The 15,734-nt window shown below is 38.9% G+C and carries 13 protein-coding genes and 1 pseudogene; 3 read left to right on the top strand and 11 right to left on the bottom strand.

Annotation, left to right across the window (positions count from 1 at the left end):
- Positions 1-148: 148 nt before the first annotated feature.
- From CNR22_04515 to CNR22_04525, 3 genes are all read left to right on the top strand, one after another.
- Positions 149-2,170 carry a hypothetical protein gene (locus tag CNR22_04515; protein PBQ31061.1) on the top strand — a complete coding sequence of 674 codons (2,022 nt, stop codon included), beginning with the start codon at positions 149-151 and terminating at the stop codon, positions 2,168-2,170.
- 1 nt (position 2,171) lies between these two features.
- Entirely contained in the window at positions 2,172-2,915 is a 744-nt protein-coding gene (locus tag CNR22_04520; protein ID PBQ31062.1) for a DNA-binding response regulator, read from the top strand.
- A 146-nt stretch (positions 2,916-3,061) separates the two neighbouring features.
- Positions 3,062-4,693 (top strand): hypothetical protein, encoded by a 1,632-nt coding sequence (locus CNR22_04525; GenBank protein PBQ31063.1) that lies wholly within the window; start codon positions 3,062-3,064, stop codon positions 4,691-4,693.
- 113 nt (positions 4,694-4,806) lie between these two features.
- Here the strand turns inward: CNR22_04525 and CNR22_04530 are convergent, their stop codons facing one another.
- From CNR22_04530 to CNR22_04580, 11 genes and pseudogenes are all read right to left on the bottom strand, one after another.
- Entirely contained in the window at positions 4,807-6,114 is a 1,308-nt protein-coding gene (locus CNR22_04530) for a hypothetical protein (protein PBQ31064.1), read from the bottom strand.
- An 11-nt stretch (positions 6,115-6,125) separates the two neighbouring features.
- A complete protein-coding gene (locus CNR22_04535) occupies positions 6,126-7,355 on the bottom strand; it encodes a long-chain fatty acid transporter (GenBank protein ID PBQ31065.1) in 1,230 nt (409 codons plus the stop codon).
- A 73-nt stretch (positions 7,356-7,428) separates the two neighbouring features.
- Positions 7,429-7,872, bottom strand: coding sequence for a hypothetical protein (locus CNR22_04540; protein PBQ31066.1), 444 nt, complete (start codon positions 7,870-7,872; stop codon positions 7,429-7,431).
- Positions 7,873-7,975: 103 nt separating this feature from the next.
- The gene (locus tag CNR22_04545) at positions 7,976-8,443 is read right to left on the bottom strand and encodes a DUF4442 domain-containing protein (protein ID PBQ31067.1); all 468 of its coding nucleotides are present in this window, start codon (positions 8,441-8,443) and stop codon (positions 7,976-7,978) included.
- A gap of 57 nt (positions 8,444-8,500) precedes the next feature.
- Entirely contained in the window at positions 8,501-9,010 is a 510-nt protein-coding gene (locus CNR22_04550; GenBank protein ID PBQ31068.1) for a DUF4442 domain-containing protein, read from the bottom strand.
- Entirely contained in the window at positions 9,010-9,270 is a 261-nt protein-coding gene (locus CNR22_04555) for an acyl-CoA-binding protein (GenBank protein PBQ34815.1), read from the bottom strand. Before CNR22_04555 ends, CNR22_04550 begins: the two co-directional genes overlap by 1 nt.
- A gap of 51 nt (positions 9,271-9,321) precedes the next feature.
- A pseudogene (locus CNR22_04560) lies at positions 9,322-9,747 on the bottom strand (thioesterase).
- Positions 9,748-9,807: 60 nt separating this feature from the next.
- On the bottom strand, positions 9,808-11,601 hold the full coding sequence (locus tag CNR22_04565) for an acyl-CoA dehydrogenase (protein PBQ31069.1): 1,794 nt from the start codon (positions 11,599-11,601) through the stop codon (positions 9,808-9,810).
- 30 nt (positions 11,602-11,631) lie between these two features.
- A complete protein-coding gene (locus CNR22_04570; GenBank protein PBQ31070.1) occupies positions 11,632-12,807 on the bottom strand; it encodes an acetyl-CoA C-acyltransferase in 1,176 nt (391 codons plus the stop codon).
- Positions 12,808-12,828: 21 nt separating this feature from the next.
- Positions 12,829-15,234, bottom strand: coding sequence for a 3-hydroxyacyl-CoA dehydrogenase (locus CNR22_04575; GenBank protein ID PBQ31071.1), 2,406 nt, complete (start codon positions 15,232-15,234; stop codon positions 12,829-12,831).
- A gap of 12 nt (positions 15,235-15,246) precedes the next feature.
- Positions 15,247-15,696 (bottom strand): MarR family transcriptional regulator, encoded by a 450-nt coding sequence (locus CNR22_04580; GenBank protein ID PBQ31072.1) that lies wholly within the window; start codon positions 15,694-15,696, stop codon positions 15,247-15,249.
- Positions 15,697-15,734 lie beyond the last annotated feature (38 nt).

Genomic DNA, 15,734 nt, shown 5'->3' on the forward strand with positions numbered 1-15,734 from the left:
CCTCTACTGAAAAGAGTAAACAAACAATTAACTTATGATTAGTTTCAGATTTATAATTCAACAAGTCAGAATTTTTTTCTGAAATTTATTTAATAAGCTTTTCCTCCCCGTTATTTTTTGCAAAAAATTCACTTTCTTCGTGAATAACATGAAGTCACCCACCATTAAAAAAAGAATTAACAAGCCAACCGGAAGTCTCCGAATAAAGGCATTGTTAGGACTTCTCATTTTTAGCATTACACTTCACTCTCAAAACAAAAAAGATTCGCTATGGAGCGTTTGGAAAGACACAAAAGTTCACGATACGGTCCGTTTTATTGCCTTAGACAAAATTTGCCAGACCTATTATACCGTAATGCCTGATACAATTATCGCTTACACCAATCTGGCCTACGATTTTTCTAAAAAAATAAATTATAGGAGGGGTATGGCTCAGTCTATGCTTGTGCGGGCAGCTACCTATGGAATAAAAGGAGATTATAAAAGCTCGCTTTATTATAACAAAGAAGTTTTAAAATTAAACACTACTCTGCACAACGAAAGTGGCATAAATAAATGTTATCTGAATATGGGCACCTGTTATGAGCACTTGGGAGATCAGGCTACAGCCGTAAAGTTTTATTACAGGGCATTAAAGGGATTCTCGGAAAGTAACGATACCAGACCAGCAATTGTTCAAAGTAATAAGCAATGTATGGCTTTTGCTTTTGGAAACCTTGCCGGTATTTACCGCAATGTAAATCAAAGTGATTCAGCACTTATGCTAATAAAAAAAGCTCTTGCTATTCACACCGAGATGAAGAATACGATTAACATGATTCGCACTTACAATGCTTTGGGAAATATTTATTATTACACATACGATCCCGATAACGCCATTCCCAATTACAAAAAAGCGATAGCACTTTGCACAAATCCGGTTAATGACAGAGATCTTGCTGATTCTTACACTTATCTTGCGCAAGGTTACATAGAAAAAGGTGATTTTTTAAAAGCTAAAGAAGCTTGCTTAAAAGCCCTTAAAATCGGAGAACAGCTTAAGGATAGTTTATGTATTGGTATAACATTAAATATCTTAAGCAGCACTCTACACGAATTGGGTGATATAAATCAGGCTATAGAGAAGGGTGCAATTGCTTTTAGAATTTTTAAGAACGTGGAGGCTATGCCCATGGCAGTTAACAAGGCAATAAATCTTGCCATGTTGTATTCGCAGGTTCATGATTTAAAGAAAGCGAAAGAGATGTATGCCTTCTATTTTAAGAACAGGGATGTTTCAAATGTAGACCGGGCCAAGGAAGAATTATTCCGGAGCCAGGTGAAATACGATTTTGAAAAAAAACAGCTATTGGCTAAAGCCGAGACCGAAAAAAAATTAAATGCTTTAAAATTTGAAGCAGAGCAGAAAGTCGTTAAAAGAAATACGCTGCTAATCATTGTCTCTTTTTTGCTTTTATTAATATTACTAAGCGCCTTGTTCATTTACAATAATTTCAGGCAGAAAAACATAATCAACGAACAAAAGCATAATCTTTTGAAACAACAGCTTTTGGTTTCACAAATGAACCCGCATTTTATATTCAATTCCTTAACTGCCGTGCAAAATTTCATTTTCCGGCAGGATAGTTTGCACGCCGGCATCTATCTGAAAAAGTTTTCGGAGCTTATTCGCATGATTCTTGATTTTTCACGTAAGGACGTAATCTCATTGAGTGACGAACATCTCTTTTTACAAAACTACCTGGAGCTGCAAAAATTACGTTTCGACAATAAATTAAATTACGAGTTAAAGATCGACCCCCAGCTCGAAATGGATATGGTAATGATTCCACCCATGCTCGCCCAGCCCTTTATAGAGAATGCTATTGAGCACGGCATCTTTTATAAAAACGGAGAAGGTTTTCTGTCTATCAAAATTTCTCTTAAAAACAATACACTTCTGTACGAAATAGAAGATGATGGAATTGGACTAAGTGAGTCTTTAAAACTAAAAAGCGCGTTTGATAAAAAACACAAGTCTCTCGCCATACAGATTACTAAAGAACGTATTGAAACAATGAATATGCAGAACAATACAGACTTCGAAATAGAAATTAAAGACAAAGCTATGACTCAAAAAAATTCATCGGGTGTTTATGTAAAATTTGCAACTCCTTATCTGACTTTATAAAATGAAGGCTATAATCATTGACGACGAAAAAAACTCGACAGAGTTAACTTCTTCTATTTTAAGAGACTATTGCCCCAGGGTAAAAATTTTAGCCACAGCCTCTTCCGTTGGCGAAGCATATAAAACAATTATTCAATTACAACCTGACCTTATTTTTTTGGATGTTCAAATGCAGGATGGAACAGGGTTTGATCTCCTGAATAAATTTCCACTTATTAATTTTAAAATTATATTTATAACCGCTCACCAGGAATTTGCAGTAAACGCTTTTAAACGCAGTGCTATTGACTATTTGCTAAAACCCATCGCTCCGCCAGATATTATTAACGCTGTTTCTAAAGCTGAGCAACAGTTTAATAACAACGAATGGAATTCTCAACTCAAAACCTTGTTGGGAAATGTTTCAGAGCCTTTGCAACAAAGACAAAAACTTGTTCTTAAAACCATGGAGCGAATTTACTCGGTGCACCTTAACGAAATTATTCGCTTTCAGTCAGAAGGAAGTTATACAGAGGTATATCTCGAAAAAGGGAAAAAAATTGTTGTATCCAAACTCCTGAAAGAATTTGATGAACTCCTGAGTTCGAATGGGTTTATAAGAGTTCACCAATCGCACCTGATAAACAGTGAATTCATTTTTTGTTTTGAGAAAACACAAAACCTTGTAACGATGAAAGATGATTCTACTGTACCGGTTTCTGTAAGAAAAAAAGAAACGCTGATGAGTCTTCTCAACTCTATTTAAACGAATTTAAATTCGCTTACGACGCTTTTTCGTATCTCCCCTACGTTTATAAATCTCTCTTCCATCCAGTGTAAAACTGCACGACTTTTGTTGGGTATGCACTTGAATCCACAAGGATTTAAACTTATTACTAATAACAAAAATTCATGAAAAGAAAAATTACTTTACTCGCACTCGCTGCCTGCTCTGTTTTTACCATGAGCTCACAGGTTACTCTTTACGAAAGTTTCACTGCACCCTTTAATCCCGTTGCAAGCGGTTGGGACGTGCAAAATCTTTCCTCAACTACCGGCACCAACACAAGTGGCTGGAGGCAGGGAAATGCAAATTCCTACCTTACCGCTTTGAAGGGCAATCCCGACGATTATTTTTCTGTAGATAAATACGCCACCAGTTTAACCGGAGCAACAAATACAATTAGTTGCTGGCTAATTACGCCAACGGTAAATCTTACAAACGGGGGTATCCTTCAATTTTCAATTAAGAGTTTTACAGCAAATCCGGGAAGGCCGGAAAGATTGCAGATCTACTATAGTTTTGGCACCGGTAATAACGTGGGTAGTTCAGCGGGTTCTGCAACAAACACCGCAGGTACATTTACCACGCTTATTGCTGACATCAATCCTAACATGACATCTACTTTTGCAAATCTCTGGTCATGGGCAAATACTTATTCTTTAACAGGTATAACCACACCAGGAGTTGGGCGAATTGCTTTCAGATATTACATAGAGAATGGTGGAGATGCCGCACCCAACGGAAATTACATTGGACTTGACGAGGTGCGTTATCAAATGCCTTGCGCCCGCCCTAATTTTTTCGGCGATGTAACCAACACACCAACAGTTTGTACCGGAACGTCCACACAATTAAAAATATATCCGGCGGGTTCTAATGCTCCGACTACTTATACCTGGTTTAACGGCGCAACAACGAGCCTTACAGCATATACTTTTACCCAGGCTGGAGTCAGGGAAATTTGCTCCCTTGGTCAAAATGCCACAGGATGCCAGCACCTGGACGTATCTTATATTTTTGTACAAGCAAGTCCAACTGTTGCTGTTGCTTTTAATCCAAATGGTGTTATTTGTTCAGGAAATACAGTAGCGGTAACTTCCAGCGGAGCTAACACTTACACTTATTTTCTGGGAACAAATAGTTATACCTCAAACCCGATAACTTTATCTGCACCCCAAGTAAACACCTTAAGTTCAACTCAGTTTACGGTAGTGGGAACAGCCACCAATGGTTGCCTGGGCGGACAGTACGTAACGCTTAATATAAATCCTAATCCAACTATAACCGCCATAGCTTCCAGGAGTACAATTTGTGTAAAGCAAACAGTAACCTTAACGGCTAACGGCGCTGCAACTTATAGTTGGACTGGCGCCTCAGCTTCCACACTCACTGCATTTACTTATACGGCTGGAAGCACGGCGGGCGCACAGCAATTTACCGTGTACGGGGTTTCTCAGGCTGGATGTAAATCCGCCAATGTGGTAACAACAGTTTCTGTATCAAATTGCACAGGATTTGAAAACACACTTTCCACTTCACTTCAACCTTCTATTTATCCTAATCCATTTAAAGATGAATTAAACTTTCAGAATTTCGAGGGCAGTGTAAGCATTTATAATATATCAGGACAATTAGTAGCCTATACCACCACACAAGAAAGCAGAATGCTGATAACATCCTCTTTTTCTCCGGGAATTTACTTAGTGAAAGCAACCAGCACTTTGGGTGAAGTGTATAATTTTAAATTAATTAAAGATTAATTAAAATTTTCCTTCGGAAAGAAGTCTCCGGGGAGAGACTTCTTTTTTATTTTATTTACAAAAAAAAAACGCCCGTAAAACTTTGTTACGGGCGTTTGTTGTTTTGCATAAATTTAGTTTGGAAAAACAACGCCTTTATAATCACCAACATTTAATAAAGGTACAGTAGAACTATATTTTGCATTTATAGCTTTTAAAAACTCGTTAGCTAACAAAGCATTTCCTTTTGGTGTTAAATGCACCCCATCCAAAGAAAAAGCACCCCCGCTCACAAACGTAGCAGAAGTTAGAACTCCGTTGTAGGTAATTCCTTTTTTTGCTTGTGCCATAAAAGCATTAACATCCACGTACGCCAGACCTTTTGCATCTGCTACAGCTCTGAGTTTAGCGTTAAAACCCGCCACACCATTTTGTATGTTTGCGATTTCGGTAGTGCTCAAAACGTATTGATTCGCTATCGGTTTAGTAGAGCCCCAGCCTGCGCACTTCAGTGAATCTTGTGGAGTCGATAATAAAATCAATTCATTTGACTTAATCTGACGCATGCCACCAGGAGCTGAAGCATCAGCAATGATGAATGCGTTGCTCCCTTCCGAAAATTTAATGCCAAGCTGTGCATAGGCAGCACTTAACCCTGCGGCTTGCGTTGCATCGAGTGTTAAACCATTGTAAGGTACAGTAGTGAAATAAGGAATATTCGTAACATCAGGAATATTTCCAATAACTCCCTTTGCCCCATTTGACATCATCGTTCCAACTATTAAATCAATAACACCACCAAAATAGGCAACGTTTGTTACCGAATCTGCTGCACCCCCGGCTAAGGCATACGACAGCACATCATTGTTCCCAATAAAAAGAGAAAAGAAGGTTGCTTTCTGCGCTGAAGCTTCTGCAAGAATAGAGGACGTTTGAGGATTGGCGGTCATGCGCCCGAAAAATGGATTTGCCATTCCATACCCCGGATACGGAACGTGAAAAGATTTGGCACCAGGTACGCCCATATTATTAAAAGGACCCGTTGAAGAAATGTTTGATGTAAAAATACTAAAGTCACCTGCTCCTCCAACCGGAGATAAAGCTGTGACACCTTTACAATCTTTTTTATAGCCGAGTGTCAATTTTGAATTTAAAGATCCGCCAATACCCACCGAACTCATGTTTACCAGGGGCTGCCTAAATTCTCCGCCACCTATGAGTTTAAATTGCTGTGCAATAAGATTTGGATAAGAAACCATTTGTCCGTCGTAATACAAAGCATTGTCTGCATAGCCGGAGGTGATCGAATTTCCGATGGACACGTATTTACTAACATCCAAAGATCCGGCTTCAGGTGTTGGAGCTTTTTGATCAGGTTTGCAACTTACTATTGCTACTGCAGCAAAGGCTCCTAGAAGCGTTTTATAAAATATATTTTGCATGATACTTAGAATTAAAATTTATAAAATAAGGAGATACCTGGAATGCATACATTTGTCTGATAGGTGCCACTCATATTCGTCTCAAGATTTGTATCTTCTCGTTTTAATGTTGTAAATAAGAAAGAAGCATTCACACCAAATCTTTTCTTAATGGTATATCCCAGCCCTATAGTATAATTAATCCTGTTCGCGTCAGGAGTTTCAGGAGTCATATAGCCGTTTTGAACCGGGGTAATTCCGTAAGCTACACCAAGACGTAAAGCAAAGGCTTCGGTTATTTTATATTGTCCACCAAGCCTGAAGGCCAGCGTATTTTTATACATTCTTGCCGACTTAGTATCTGTTAAAGATGCTGTATTAGTTTCATAGTCAAAAGAAAGTGTATCATAAGCTTTCCAGCCAACATAATTTATATCCAGTGCCAGTGCCAATTTCGAAGTGACATCGTAAGCCAGTCCTAAAGTTAGAACAGACGGCAATGGAAGTTCTGCTTTAAATTTTCCATTGGGGAAGTTAGAAGAAAGAGAAGATGGCACTGTAAAAGTGGCATCCCCCTCTTTGATTTTCATATTTACCTGTGAGCGATAAGTAAGCCCTACAGAAAACTTCTCCATGGGTTTGTAATATATTCCTGCGTTAAACCCGTAACCGTTAGCTTTACCGTCTAGTTCGGCATGACCATAGTTACCGTTTGCATCGACTACAGGAATGTCTTTCTGTAAATTAACTTTTCCGTTTGCGTATACAAAACCGGCACCGATACCCAGTTTGCTGGTGAGCCTATAACTCACGGTAGGTTGAAAGAAAATAGATTGCAGTTGCAGGCGCGTGAGTGCAAAACGTCCGATCCAACCATTCTCCCACTCTACAGTGCTTCCAAAGGGCGTATAAACTGCAAGTCCAAATTTTAACTTGCTTGTATCTTTAGCACCAAATAAAGCATAGGCAGCAAAGGGGAAACTTACCGGGGATTTAGTTCGCGAAGTTTGACCCGTATTTTTATCCAGAAATTGCCCGTTCGGTATTGTCGGACTCACACCAATAGAAATCTCATTACCTTTTAGAAATGACGCACCCCCCGGGTTATAAAATAACGCCGCGGCATCCTGCATATAGGCGGTTCCGGCGCCGCCCATACCTTGTTGAACCTGGCCCTGTAAATTCACCTGGTAACCTTGTGCGCTTGTGGCGAAAGGTAAACAGAAGATAAGTGCTGCTGTTAATTTTTGTAGATGTTTCATGTTTTTATTTTTTTGTCATTTTTTTCGCCTTGTTTTGATTAACAGCAACACCTTATTAAAATTTGCGTATCTGTTATTTAGAATCCGGAATTTTAAACCAGGTCTGCGTTCTTCCAATTAAAGAAATGCCGATGTATCCGCGCAGATCTAGTTTCCCATCACGGTACTTGATTGTACAACTATATGTTTTACCATTCTCAGGATCGTAAATAGTTCCGTCTTCCCACTCCCCGTCATCAAATACAAATCCTTTTAGCATATTTAATCCAAGAATAGGAACAGACTGCTTTGCTTTATCAGGATTATTTTTATCTACTTTCACCTTTCCATCCGGATAGGTTGGTTCTTTTAACCATGTAATTTTTCCATTGTATTTTGCTCCTTCTTTATAAATAGTAACTTTTGCTTTTCCACTTGCTGTAAGCCAAGTGCCCAATACAGCGTCTGGGTCAGGAGTTTGTGCAAAACCAAATGCTGTCATAAACAACATAAACGAGATAACAAATAATTTTTTCATAGTTTTTAGTTTTAATGATTTACAAATTTTACTTACCAATTTTTATTATTTATAATTCCTGACGTTACAAGCAATGAATTATGTTTCGTTTAAACACGCTTCACTATTTCTTAAACTCCAGGTTGCGAACGTATACTTCATTTAAAGCGGTTGCACAAAGCTCACCACTGGTATCAAAAATTTCAATAGGATAAGCTTTAATAAATTTTCCCTCGGCACGTAAAACACCTTCTGCTTCCGTAATCATTTCTTCACTTATTTTTATGGAATAGTGAAGATCGGTTCTGCCAGGCTTAATGTATTGAATTTGCGCGCTTTTTAACCAAACCGTTATTTTAAAACCTTTGCGCTGCATTAACTGCCCAAACAGCAATGCATAGAAAGGATCAGTGGCCGAAAAAATCGTTCCCCCAAAAATAGAATTGCCAAGATTGGTCGTAAAAAGGCTCCGGTTAATTTTTACATCAATGCCTGTAAATCCTTTGTATATTTTCATCACCCAAATCCGTTGAAAGAGCATAGGCGGATAAAAACGCATTAACCACTTTAATTTATTTTCGGATATCATCATATATATTATCCTTTTTTTTTATGGAATATACTTCCAAAAAATAAATGTAAAAAAACCTTACACTTTCATTTTAACGTTCTTCCAGGCCTTAATTTGCCAGTTGATTAATCCTGTACAGATGTGGTTATTGTCAGTATCGTAAACTTCAACAGGAAATTCCCTGAAGACAGCTTCCGTCGTTTTTAAAGGATTCAAAATGTCATTCTGAATTTCCTCCTTTGTTATTTTGAATTTCACGTACACAGCTGTTTTTGCCTGGTAGTGATAAGTCATGTGAATATTCTTTAAAATTATGCGGTATTCTTTTGGAGAAAAATTTGCCAGCAAACTTAATCCGGAAACATATTCGCAAAGTGTGGCGAGAAGACAAGCATGAATGCCGCGAATGTGGTTTCGGTTGGCTTTAATGTTGCCGGCCATCATTGTTAATTCATTGTCACCAATCTTCGTAACACGTATGTTATGGGGTTTATTAAAAGGAACAGTCCTCAATAAAATCCGATTCAACAGCCAAAGATAAAACTTTGAGTGCTTCGCTTTTTGGATCAATGAATTTAATTTGTCCATTATTTCTTGAATAAACCTTCTACATAATCCATGTATTTTTGTTGTGCTTCTTCCTTGCTCATGCCTTTCTTACCGTTCCAGGCATTATACTTAGCTGCGGCAACAAAATCAAACATACCGGGTTTATCAATATTTACATCTCCAATAGTTGCCTGTTTATTTAAAGCATACAGTTCCAACATAACTTCGTTATCTGGTTTTTCAGGAAGATCCATTACGCGTTTTTTTGCGTCTTCAAATTTTTGTTCTAAATCGCTCATTGTATTTTTATCTTTAGTAAGTTCAACTTTTTTTTCAGGAACTTCTTCCAAAACGAAGTCCGGACTTTTAGGAACATGTAGAAATGAATCGGCCCATTCCTGTGGAAGAGCGGTTAACTTTCTCCTCTCCATGTCTACCCAGGCCCCCTGAACGTTAACCTGCGCAGCTTTTACCCCATCACCTCTGAAAATTTCCTGGCTGAAAGACCAGCGGCTTCCATCCTTACGGCAATGCGTCATTACTACAGTAACCTTCACAGTGTCACTAGGTCTTATCTCACGCAGATAAATTAATTCCTCGCGAAATAAGATCGGACCGATTTTCAATTTTTCAAGGAGACGGGCATCAAATCCCAAATTCTCCAGTACCTGTAACCTTGCTTGTGCAGCAAAATCGGCATAAGCAGAATGCCGCAAATGCATATTTGCATCAATCTGCGACCACATTACTTTTCCTTCGTAGAAAACGTTTTCCATCAATTTAAATTTAAGCTCGAAATGATCAGCGCACTTGTCATTTCGAGCATAGTCGAGAAATTAAAAGCAATATTTATTTTCAGCTATGATTTTTTGGGCAACAACCTGACGAGCATTTTTTGCATTGAAAGGCTCTTGTTTTGTATAACGTTTTAAACCGATCAACATCATACGTAGCTCATCCCCTTCGCCAAAACTATTTAAAGCCTCTTTGCCTTCTACCCAGATTTTATCACAAGCTGAATTGATGTAAGAACGTGCAATCGCGATCTGACCTTCGCAAGCCGCTTCACCTCTCATACTCACCAACTTTTCAACACGTAGTAATGTGGACTCCGCAACATAAACTTCAATTGCCATGTTAGCGATATTCATAATCACTTCCTGCTCTTTACTTAGTGTAGCCATTAATTTTTGAACAGCTCCACCTGCCACTAATAAAACAGCTTTTTTAAAATTGCTGATTAGTTTCTTCTCGTATGCAAATAAAGTTTCATCCGGTTCTGCAAACTCAGGAATGCCAACCAATTCAGCAGCCACTTTTTGTGCAGGTCCCATTAAATCTAATTCACCCTTCATAGCACGTTTTAAGATCATATCTACAATTAACATGCGGTTGATCTCGTTTGTACCCTCAAAGATGCGGTTGATGCGGGAATCGCGGTAGATACGATCCATCGGACCTTCTGCACTGTAACCCATCCCACCATAAATCTGTACCCCTTCGTCCGAAACATAATCCAACGTTTCTGAGCCATGTACTTTTAGGATAGCGGCCTCTACGGCGAATTGCTCAATCCCTTTTAATTTTGCTTTTCCTTCTTCCATACCACCTTCAATTAAAGCGTGGATGGCATCTTCAATATTCTGAGAACAACGGTAGGTTGCACTTTCTGATGCAAAAATCCGAATGGCTTGTTCAGCTAATTTGTAGCGAATAGCTCCGTATTTAGAAATTGGTCTTTCAAACTGAATACGTTCGTTAGCGTAGTTTACCGATTGTGTTACGGTTCCTTTGCTTCCGCCAATTGCTGCTCCCGCTAATTTAATACGTCCGATGTTTAAAATATTTACAGCGATCTTAAACCCATTTTCACGTTCTGATAATAAATTTTCAACCGGAACTTTACACTCATTAAAAAATACCTGACGTGTAGAACTTCCTTTTATCCCCATTTTATGTTCTTCAGGATTTAATGAAATTCCCCCGAAAGATTTCTCAACGATAAAGGCAGACAAATTTTTATCATCACCAATTTTAGCGAACACAGTAAAAATATCCGCGAAGCCACCGTTAGTGATCCACATTTTTTGCCCGTTTAAAACATAATGTTTTCCGTCAGCGGTTAATGTTGCTGTCGTTCGTCCACTGTTTGCGTCAGATCCGCTTTGTGGTTCTGTTAAACAATAACAAGCTTTCCATTCGCCCGTTGCTAATTTCGGAATGTATTTTTTCTTTTGTGCCTCATTGCCATAATATAAAATTGGCAAAGTTCCAATTCCAGTGTGCGCCGATAAAGCTACTGCGAAAGAATGACCCGCGCCTAAAACTTCCGTAGTTAACATAGAAGTCACGAAGTCGAAACCTAAGCCACCCAGATCTTCTGGAACAGAAGTGCCCAATAATCCAAGCGCTCCGGCTTTTTCCAACAAAGAAACCATCAATCCTTCTTCCTGGTTGTCAATGCGATCAAGAATTGGATTTATTTCCTGCGCGATAAAGTCTTCACAGGTTTTTTTCATCATTAATTGTTCTTCAGTCCATTGTTCTGGAATGAAAATATCTTGTGCCAACGTTTCCTTAATAAGAAATTCTCCGCCTTTGGTTTTCACCGTTGTTGCTGTTGTTGCCATTTTTTTAGTATTAATTAGTTAGATTTAATATTATAATAATTCAAATACCCCTGCTGCGCCGTGACCCGTGCCAATACACATTGTTACAACGCCATATTTTTTATTCTGGCGACGCATCTCTCCAAAAAGCTGCACGGATAACTTCGCGCCACTGCATCCCAGAGGATGACCTAATGAAATTGCTCCACCATTTACATTCACTTTACTTTCATCTAATTCCAATTTTCTAACAACCGCTAAAGACTGAGATGCAAAAGCTTCGTTTAACTCGAATAAATCAATGTCTTTCATTTTTAAACCCGCTTGTTCAACAGCTTTGGGAATAGCGAAGATGGGTCCTATTCCCATAATACGAGGCGGAACTCCAGCAGTTGCGTGAGACACTAAGCGAGCAATGGGCGTTAAATTATGTTCTTTCATAAATCTTTCGCTTACTACTAAAACAAAAGCGGCTCCATCACTTGTTTGCGAAGAGTTACCCGCCGTTACGCTCCCACCGTTTGCAAACACAGGCTTTAATTTTGCTAATGCTTCCACAGAAGTATCACCGCGTGGACCTTCATCCGTATCTACTATAAAATCTTTTACTTTCTTTTTTCCGTTCTCGTCAAGGTAAGTCTCGCTTACTTTCACCGGAACAATCTCCTCTTTAAACTTTCCTGCTTTGATGGCTGCTATAGCTTTTTGATGTGACTTGTAAGAAAAAGCATCCTGGTCTTCACGAGAAACATTAAATTCTTTGGCCACTGCCTCGGCCGTAAGACCCATATTCCAGTACCAGTCAGCATGTTCTTTTGCGATGGCCGGATTTGGAACTACTCTCCATCCACCCATTGGGATTAAACTCATACTCTCTACACCACCGGCAATTACGCAATCCGCATAACCGGCTGCGATTTTTGCAGAAGCCAGTGCGATAGTTTCTAAACCGGATGCGCAATAACGGTTCACCGTCATACCTGAAACTTTATCGGTGTTTAAAGAAAGAAGCGAAATAATTCTTCCCACGTTTAAACCTTGTTCTGCTTCAGGCATTGCGTTACCTACCATCAAATCATCCACACGGGCGTGATCTACCTGCGGAACAGAGGCCATTAAATGTTTTATAACGTCCGATGCTAAATCATCAGGACGTGTAAAGCGGAATCCACCACGTGTGGCTTTTCCGACTGCACTTCTAAAACCTGCTACAATATATGCGTTCATTTTTTTGAATTTTAAATGTGATTAGTTTCTTAATACTTTTCCGCCGTTTATTATGCTGTGTAAACGTTCCATAGTTTTACGCTCGGTACACAACTGCACAAATGCTTCACGCTCCAGATCAAGCAAATATTGCTCTGAGACCATAGTTGGCTGAGACAAATCTCCCCCAGCGATTACATAACCTAATTTGTTTGAAATTTTCAGATCATGTTCGCTCATATAATTACCACTGTATAAAGAGTTGGCCCCAACGTATACAAGTCCTAATGCAGTATTACCTAAAACCCGAATATCTTTGCGTGGTGTAGGTTTGGTGTAGCCTTCTTCAGCCATCAGCAAACATTCTGCTTTTGCTTCTGTTAACTGACGTGCTTTTGACATCACAACTTTATCAATGCCCTTGCGCAAAATTCCCAAATCAAAAGCTTCGTAAGCAGAAGTAGATACTTTTGCCTGGCCAATGGTCAGGAATTTTTCTCGGAAAATATTTAATTCGATATCACCTTCGTGAAGTGAATCTGCCAATCGTACAGCAAACTCTTTTGTACCGCCACCGCCAGGAATAACCCCTACTCCAAATTCAACAAGACCAATATAGGTTTCAGCGTGTGCTACAACTTTATCTGCGTGCAGGCAAATTTCGCAACCTCCTCCTAAGGTGAGGTTATGAGGCGCAACAACCACGGGTATAGAAGAGTAACGAATTCTCATCGTCGTATTCTGGAAAGTTTTCACCGCCATGTTTAATTCGTCCCACTCTTGCTCTGCCGCCATCATAAAGATCATCCCGACGTTTGCTCCCGCCGAGAAATTCGCTCCTTCATTACTGATCACTAATCCTTTATAATCTTTTTCAGCGATATCAATTGCTTTATTGATTCCAGCTAAAACTTCACCACCAATGGTATTCATCTTAGTATGGAATTCACAATTTAAAATACCATCGCCCAGATCGGTAATGGTTACACCACTGTTTTTCCAAACGGTATTTGTCTCGCGAATTGTATCCAATGAAATAAATGCTTCGGTGCCAGGAATTACTTTGTAAGACTTCGAGGCCACATCATAAAATTCTTTTTTACCATTCTCAATTTTATAGAAAGATTTATTTCCCGCTTTTAAGAAATCATAAACCCAGGCAGCCGGTTTATTATTTGAAGCTTCCATCAGCTTAACTGCTGCTTCCACTCCAATGGCGTCCCAGTATTCAAACGGTCCTAAGTCCCAGCCAAATCCAGCTTTAAGAGCATCGTCAATTCTATATAATTCATCCGCAATTTCAGGAATGCGGTTTGAAACGTATTGAAACAAGCCTGAGAAAGTTGCACGGTAAAATTCTCCCGCTTTATCTTTTCCAGAAACTAAAACTTTAACGCGTTCTTTTAAATTGTCAATCGGCTTGGTTAATTCTAATGTCGCAAATTTTACTTTTTGCGCCGTTTTGTATTCTAAGGTTTTTAAATCCAGGACAAGAATTTCTGTTTTCCCTTCTTTACTTTTTGTTTTTTTGTAGAAGCCTTGACCGGTTTTATCTCCCAGCCATTTATTCTCAGCCATTTTTTTCAGGTATTCCGGTAAGGCAAATAACTCATTCGCTTCGTCGTTGGGAACTCCTTTTTTTAAACCGTTAGCTACATTAATCATGGTATCCAAACCAACAACGTCGCTGGTTCTGAAGGTTGCAGATTTCGGACGGCCCAATACCGGTCCTGTTAATTTGTCTACCTCTTCAATAGTCAAATCCATTTTCTCAACCAAATGAAGCAAAGACATAATGCCATAAACCCCAACGCGGTTGGCTATGAAAGCAGGTGTATCTTTAGCAAGTACAGTTGTTTTGCCCAGAAACTTTTCACCGTATTCCATTAAAAACGAAATTACTTCCGGTTTTGTATGAGGAGTTGGAATGATCTCTAATAACTTTAAATAACGCGGAGGATTAAAAAAGTGAGTTCCGCAGAAATGATCTTTAAAATCTTCGCTGCGCCCCTCTGTCATTAAATGAATAGGAATTCCAGAAGTATTAGAAGTGATAAGAGTTCCCGGTGTACGGAATTTTTCTACCTGCTCATAAACTTTCTTTTTAATATCTAAATTTTCTACAACCACCTCAATTACCCAATCGTACTTAGCGATCTTCGACATATCATCGTCAAAATTTCCGGTGGAAATACGACTGGCAAATTCTTTTTTATAAATCGGAGAAGGATTAGATTTCAGGGCAAATTGCAAAGCTTCATTAACAATGCGATTGCGAACCGCTTTTGTGTCCAATGTTAAACCTTTTGCTTTCTCAGCATCGTTCGGTTCTTTTGGTACTATGTCCAGTAATAAAACTTCGCAGCCAATGTTGGCAAAATGACAGGCAATACGGCTGCCCATAACACCTGAGCCCAGTACCGCAACTTTTTGAATTAACCTCTTCATACTTTTTAAAATTTAATTTTTAATTAGTTTACTTCTTTCTTCAGCTAATGCTGTAATCTCATCTAATGTTTTAAAAAACTCTTCAACGCGGTCTTTTCCTATTTTTACTTCCACCAGGTGATTAAAATTCCGCACCACATTCTTAGCAAGTTCTTTGGCCGATTTTCCTTTACTTGTGAGCATTATTTTTATTTTCCTTCCGTCTTCCTTATCAGGAATTCTCTGGATCAGCTTTTTCTTTTCCAGCGACAAAGTAATTCTTGACAGAGAAGTACTCTCCATTCCCAACAGCGGCGCAATATCCGAACCGTAAGAACCTTCATGACTATCTATATTCAATAAAAAATGTCCCATCGCAATTGTCAGATCGTGTAATGAAGCTTCCGAATTATACATTCTGCTCACCACCTGCCACGAAGTTTTTAATTTAGAATCAATAGTCTCTGTGTGTTTTTTGCTCATAGTTTAACACAAATATACACTTAATTGTATTATGCACG

It is taken from the genome of Sphingobacteriaceae bacterium, from assembly GCA_002319075.1.
GTDB lineage: Bacteria > Bacteroidota > Bacteroidia > B-17B0 > Aurantibacillaceae > Aurantibacillus.

Bases quoted from the DNA above. Each gene is read 5' to 3' on its own strand.
- CNR22_04515 (PBQ31061.1), top strand. From the start codon at position 149: ATGAAGTCACCCACCATTAAAAAAAGAATTAACAAGCCAACCGGAAGT.
- CNR22_04520 (PBQ31062.1), top strand. From the start codon at position 2,172: ATGAAGGCTATAATCATTGACGACGAAAAAAACTCGACAGAGTTAACT.
- CNR22_04525 (PBQ31063.1), top strand. From the start codon at position 3,062: ATGAAAAGAAAAATTACTTTACTCGCACTCGCTGCCTGCTCTGTTTTT.
- CNR22_04530 (PBQ31064.1), bottom strand. From the start codon at position 6,114: ATGCAAAATATATTTTATAAAACGCTTCTAGGAGCCTTTGCTGCAGTA.
- CNR22_04535 (PBQ31065.1), bottom strand. From the start codon at position 7,355: ATGAAACATCTACAAAAATTAACAGCAGCACTTATCTTCTGTTTACCT.
- CNR22_04540 (PBQ31066.1), bottom strand. From the start codon at position 7,872: ATGAAAAAATTATTTGTTATCTCGTTTATGTTGTTTATGACAGCATTT.
- CNR22_04545 (PBQ31067.1), bottom strand. From the start codon at position 8,443: ATGATGATATCCGAAAATAAATTAAAGTGGTTAATGCGTTTTTATCCG.
- CNR22_04550 (PBQ31068.1), bottom strand. From the start codon at position 9,010: ATGGACAAATTAAATTCATTGATCCAAAAAGCGAAGCACTCAAAGTTT.
- CNR22_04555 (PBQ34815.1), bottom strand. From the start codon at position 9,270: ATGAGCGATTTAGAACAAAAATTTGAAGACGCAAAAAAACGCGTAATG.
- CNR22_04565 (PBQ31069.1), bottom strand. From the start codon at position 11,601: ATGGCAACAACAGCAACAACGGTGAAAACCAAAGGCGGAGAATTTCTT.
- CNR22_04570 (PBQ31070.1), bottom strand. From the start codon at position 12,807: ATGAACGCATATATTGTAGCAGGTTTTAGAAGTGCAGTCGGAAAAGCC.
- CNR22_04575 (PBQ31071.1), bottom strand. From the start codon at position 15,234: ATGAAGAGGTTAATTCAAAAAGTTGCGGTACTGGGCTCAGGTGTTATG.
- CNR22_04580 (PBQ31072.1), bottom strand. From the start codon at position 15,696: ATGAGCAAAAAACACACAGAGACTATTGATTCTAAATTAAAAACTTCG.